Source organism: Methylobacterium sp. B1, assembly GCF_000333255.1.
Classification (GTDB): domain Bacteria; phylum Pseudomonadota; class Alphaproteobacteria; order Rhizobiales; family Beijerinckiaceae; genus Methylobacterium; species Methylobacterium fujisawaense.
Genome location: NZ_BACT01000445.1, coordinates 1 through 5316 on the forward strand (window position 1 = coordinate 1; position 5316 = coordinate 5316).

The 5316-nt window shown below is 58.4% G+C and carries 5 protein-coding genes; 3 read left to right on the forward strand and 2 right to left on the reverse strand.

The features are described 5' to 3' along the window. Nucleotides 1–1115, reverse strand: a 1115-nt coding sequence (locus I53_RS12995; protein ID WP_148291131.1) for a radical SAM protein, incomplete at its 3' end; no start/stop codon positions are given. A 480-nt stretch (nucleotides 1116–1595) separates the two neighbouring features. Here I53_RS12995 and I53_RS33180 point away from each other — a divergent pair. Then, nucleotides 1596–2117, forward strand: a complete 522-nt coding sequence (locus tag I53_RS33180; RefSeq protein ID WP_148291132.1) for a hypothetical protein — start codon at nucleotides 1596–1598, stop codon at nucleotides 2115–2117. A gap of 48 nt (nucleotides 2118–2165) precedes the next feature. On the opposite strand, the gene I53_RS33185 is transcribed toward I53_RS33180, so the two are convergent. Then, on the reverse strand, nucleotides 2166–2567 hold the full coding sequence (locus tag I53_RS33185) for a hypothetical protein (protein WP_139231683.1): 402 nt from the start codon (nucleotides 2565–2567) through the stop codon (nucleotides 2166–2168). A 487-nt stretch (nucleotides 2568–3054) separates the two neighbouring features. Here I53_RS33185 and I53_RS13000 point away from each other — a divergent pair, with 487 nt between their 5' ends. After that, nucleotides 3055–3675, forward strand: coding sequence for a recombinase family protein (locus I53_RS13000; RefSeq protein ID WP_043351348.1), 621 nt, complete (start codon nucleotides 3055–3057; stop codon nucleotides 3673–3675). A gap of 953 nt (nucleotides 3676–4628) precedes the next feature. Next, nucleotides 4629–4931 (forward strand): hypothetical protein, encoded by a 303-nt coding sequence (locus I53_RS30425; RefSeq protein ID WP_051044797.1) that lies wholly within the window; start codon nucleotides 4629–4631, stop codon nucleotides 4929–4931. Nucleotides 4932–5316: the final 385 nt, after the last annotated feature.

Sequence of the window (5316 nt, forward strand, 5' to 3'; positions counted from 1 at the left end):
TAGACGATCTCCACACCCACTGATTGGGCGAGTCGGAGGAAGTCGGGGAACTCATCAATGTTGCTGCGCATCAACACGTAGCTGATGGCGATGCGGTGTGTGCCGCCGACCCGCCCCCGCGCTTCGACCGTGGAACGGACGTTCTCAATCACATCAGCCAACGGTGGGGCGCCCTTGCGCACGCGTCGGAACGTCTCGTCGGTCGCGGCATCCAGGGAGATGCTCAGGTGGTCGAGCTTCGAACGCGACAGACGCTCGCTGGCCTCCGGAGTGAGATGGGTGCCGTTGGTGTCGATGACGAACGGCACATCGAGGCCGATCAGAAAATCGAGTTCGCCGCCGTGGCGCGCGTCCGCCCAGAGGATGTCGCCGCTGTAGTCGCACGCGAGTTCCTTGAGGTGCCCGGCAGTGGCCCAGGACCGGATCTGGTCCCGGATCGTCTCTGGCAAGCGCTGGACCGTCTTGCGCGTATCGCGCGAGATGCAGTGGACGCAGTTGAGATTGCACTGCGTGACCGGGCTCCACATCAGGTGCGTCGGGACCGGTGTGTCGGCCATCAGCGGTATGTAGGTGGCGCTGGCGCGCAGGCCGTACTCAAGCTGATCGAATTGTCTACAATACAGCGCGACATGGCCACCAATGCGCTCAGCCCCACTCGACAACCATGCCGTGGTGGCGGCACCGGGCCGAGAACCAACAGCCTCAATGGTCAAGTTGAGCAGATCGCCAGAGCGAACGACTGGCTTGGGCAGGTGGAGCGTGACCGACATGTTGTCGGCGATCTCGTCTGCTGCGAGCGTCAGATCGACAAGGGGTTCCCTGTGTTGGTTTTTTAGGGCGTGATAGTAGCTGCGTTGGCGTGATCCGAACACGCTCGTCCACGAGCGCAGGCGGGGCTTGAGATCGTGTGGCTCGCGAGAGAGGCGCAGCCTCACCTCTCCCTCGGGCCTGCGTCCCCAGGTAGCCAGCGTCACCGTCACGGCAGACAGGAAGTCCGCCTCGGCGCGGAAAAGTTGAGTCAGGATGAGGCCCGGCACCAATTCGTCGGCGGGTCGCTCAGTGCTTGTCATCTCTGCGCGCCTCGCTGAATTAATTGCCTGCTGCGTGATCGGCATGTGGTCTTCACACACGCAGGCTGAGGGCTACTCCCCTGCCGCGCGAAGCTTCCGCCTATCATAGGCAGGAATATGGCTTACAAGTTGTAAAAACGGATCACAGGTTTCGGGGACGCTTTTTCGTCTGCATCCCTGCGTTGATCACGGGCTGACGAGTTCCGTGCCGTCCCTCATAGGCGGTACGCGGCGCGACCGGAGCTTCAAGATGCGCATTGTCCCAGCCGGAGTTGCCTGACTGACGAGGAATGGTCGCTTCGGGGAAGAGGCGACCAAGGTCATAGTGCCTGCCACGGGTTGGAAGCGGGATGGCTGCTCTGGGTGGTTTCCCGCTGGTCTGCTTTCGGGCGGCAAGGCTTCGAAGCGGGCATCGTGGCGCGCATAGTGACCTTCATAGTAATACGCGTTAAGTGACCACGGTGCGCTTCTTTGTTCTCAAGGTTGAAGCGCCTAGAGACGCAAGCTCAGGCAGAGAGGTTGATAGTGAAGCTTTGGTTGGCGGCGCTTTCATATCTCACTCTCACCGTGTTGATTTTCGGCGATCCATTGCAACCGATCGGTCTTGCGACGAGGTGGGCTGACCGGCTCGGTATTCCTTTCTGGCGAGTGATCGCCGTTATCTCCGTAGTGGCCTCCACCTTGGTCGTCATGAAGTTCCCCAGGAACATGATCCCGACTGTCTTTCGGCCGACGGCATTCGTTGTCCTTGGCATTCTTATGCCGACCATAATTGTTGGGCTAATTGCAGATAGTATTAGGCATCGTGCTGTCCTCGCGTTTGAAGCGGACGAGGTTGATGAGCACTCATTCTTCGTATCTATCCGCAAAGCCCCGCAAGATTTTCAGAATTTTCTACATACCGCGGCGCTCAAGGGCTGCAATCCATACGCCTGGAGTTATCGAAATCTCGAATTTTATGCGTTGCCGACGAGTGCGGCAGTCAATGTTTTGCCGCGCACATGGAGAGAACGATGTGAAATCCGGATTGAGAAACTTTCTAAGTAGATCTGGTATTTTACTTGAATTGTATTTGAGAGACGAAGGATAGTCCTTTCATAGGCACGTGCCGGTGTAGCTGCTCATCACCAAGGTGAGTTTATCATTCTCCGAACGCCAATAAATCGCCCAGGTAAGCTTGCAAGGAAATCCCGGCTGCACAAAGTTTGCCGAATACATTTCAGATTTGTCAGGCTTTTCCCTGAATGGTCCATGCTTCTTAAAACCATCCGCCTGGAGTCGCTGTACTAACACTGTCGCTGATGAGCCAACCGGGAAATTCTCGTTTACACGAGCCTTAAAAATTTCGTTGGCCTTCTGGAACTCGGCAGGCAATCCCTGTGCGAGAGTTGGCAAGAACACGTGCTCAGGACGCTTAAGCCAGAAGCAGGTACCGAGAACTGCAATCAGCCCGATGGCCGATGCACCAAGTGAGCGAACGAGAGTGCGTCTTCTCATAGTGGTATCATGAGGCGCTCAAGTTCAGGTTTCCAGTCTGACACGCAGTTCCCGGGCGGCGGACGAACAGCCGCTTTTGAGAATGGCCAAGGGTGGTCTGAGCGTCTGGATGGGGTCGCAAGCAGCCCCCCCAAGGCGGAAGCCAATCCTCAGCTTCGGCTAGACCCGTTGTGCCGATGACGAAAATTTTCTTACTGATGGATGTTGCCATCAACGGTGTGATGACGGTGTCGCCATCGATATCGATGGCCACTCGGCGACGTGCATCAAAACGGCGCCCAGGTATCGTCGACGACGTCGGCCTGAGGCCGTTCGGCCTATACGTCTGATGGCGGTCCGTTCATTCAGCGGCTGTCTGAAGCCTCCTGTCCCAGAATCCCCCTCGTTTTCGCTCGCCCGTTTCCCTCTGCGGAGCGCCTCCTTCAGCGGTGTCCCGCAATCATCTGGTTTTGGTTGACGACGTCGGGATCGGAGGCAGCGTGCAAAGATGCAGCGCGTCGCCATCTACGCCAGAACGTCGACCGACAAGGGTCAGACGACCGAGAACCAGCTCCGGCAGTTGACCGAGGTCGGGCCGCGGCTCGGCTGGACAGTGGTCGCCGTCCATACCGATGCGGGTGTGTCCGGCACCAAAGGGCGGGATCGGCGGCCGGGCTTCGATGCCCTCCTGCGTGGAGTTGCCCGCCGGGAGTTCGACGTCATCGCGGTCTGGTCGATCTGTCGCCTCGGACGCTCGCTCCAGGACCTCGTAGGCTTCCTTGCCGAAATCCAGGCCCGCGGGGTCGGCCTCTACTGCCACACCCAAGCGCTCGACTCGACGACGCCGTCCGGCCGGGCACTCTTTTCCATGATCGCGGTCTTCAGCGAGTTCGAGAGGGCTATGATCCGAGACCGGGTGCTGGCGGGGCTGGAACGCACAAGGGCGAAGGGAACGCGCCTCGGGCGCCCGCCCATCGACGAAAGCAAGGCCGAGGCGGTCCGCACGCTGCTGGCATCCGGGGTCAGCATCCGCGAGACGGCGCGCCGAACCGGTGCTGGCACCTCGACCGTGCAGCGGGCGCGCGTGGCGATGCTCGCCGAGAAGGCAGTCGACGTCGCCAGCGTCTGACGTCGTTGGCGTCGACGATCACATCCAAGCGCGCTTGGTCCCGATGCAAAAGGTTCCACGGGAGTGCTGGCTACGGAGATGCCGTTGGTCGCGGCGAGCCGCTCACTGCCATCCAGGGCGTGACTGGATTTGAGATTATCACCTGTGCACTCCAGTCCTCGCTTGTAGGTCTTTGTCATTCGTTGTTTGGACATGCCATCATCAGTTGTTCGCACTCAAATATATTAAGAGCTGATCGCTCGGAACCTTATCAAATTGAACAGCTCGAACTTCTCCGAACAGCATTTGCAGGCAATTATAGATCCGGGGGACGTCTCATGGGTCGGTGTCTGGTTAACCGTACCGCAAGTAGTGCAAAGACAGTACTCAGTCTTTATTTTATATCTTATGTATTCATCGCATATTTCAACTATATGAACTGCGCCACACTCGGGACAAGTTGTTTGAGTATGGTTGTCGAACCAGTCATAGTCCTTTTCTATGACATATGCGCATCCATTGTAAGTGCATGGCCAGCCACAAAGTCGTTCAATTTTAATATCAAATCCTTCTGATCTAAGTATTATAGACAAAACCTTCTCGATTTCGTCACATTGGGATCGAATTTTCTCCGCTGTCGGCTCGGTTGCGGTCTCAAGCTGTCGCAGCATTGGTACGTGTAGAAGGCTTCCGATTTTTTGATAACGACGGCGAACCCACGGCCCGTCAAGACGGTATTCAGTTATTTTGATAGACCCAATTTCTGGGACTGTGAGTTCAAAATCTCTACGGCCTGTGACACCTCGCACGATTTCAGCGAGCTCTTTGAGCATTCTGTCAGGCTGCCATGTGCCCATGAGATTCAGAGAAGCTTCGCTGCGATGGAGCTTCAGAAGACTATAGGCGAGCGCCTCAATGCACATTCGCAGTTCGAGCGCAGCGTAGCGCAATCGAACTTCGTCACCTGAAGCAAGGTGCTTCTGAGCCAATGCAAGGTGTTCGCGGGCTCGTTCACGAAGATCAGGAACTTCAGCCATATCGTCCTGGACTGCATTTCATCCGCGGTGTCTGAGAGGTTCGTCAACGTCACGTCGAGCGTGACGCTGTGCTCGCTGCCCCTGCGGTCTATCTACACGGCGAGCAACGCCGCGGTGAACGCCTTCGCCGAATACCTGTTGCTGAAGCTTGAGTCGTTGAGCATGTGTGCACGCTTCGTGCTGCCGCGCCGCGCTCCCGACATGGCGTCCGCCACCAACGCCCGCGCTCGGATGGGCTGAACGTTCCGGGCGCCTACGCTGACCTCGCCGCTCGGGTGTTCCCGGGGAGCTTGGGCCGCGATGAAAAAATTGATGCGGTCCTCGGAGGCAGTGAGGCGCGTGGCGACTAATTGGGCCTTCCCGATGCGCCTTCCGCCGAAGCCGACGCCCTGTCCTGGGCGAAGGCGGGCCGCGAGGCGCAAGCGCTCGTACGCCCGTAGTCTGGTGCGGCTATCGGCGTCGCCGACGACCACGTCGACGACAAGCCTAAGTCGAACCCTCCAGCGTTGTGTGTCCACAAGGCAGATTGCCGGTCCGCGCCGGATGGATCCCATGTGGGGGCGGCCGCGCGGGCCCGGCGTAAGCGACCGCACGACGATCCCGCGTCGCATCAGCGCGGGCCGCG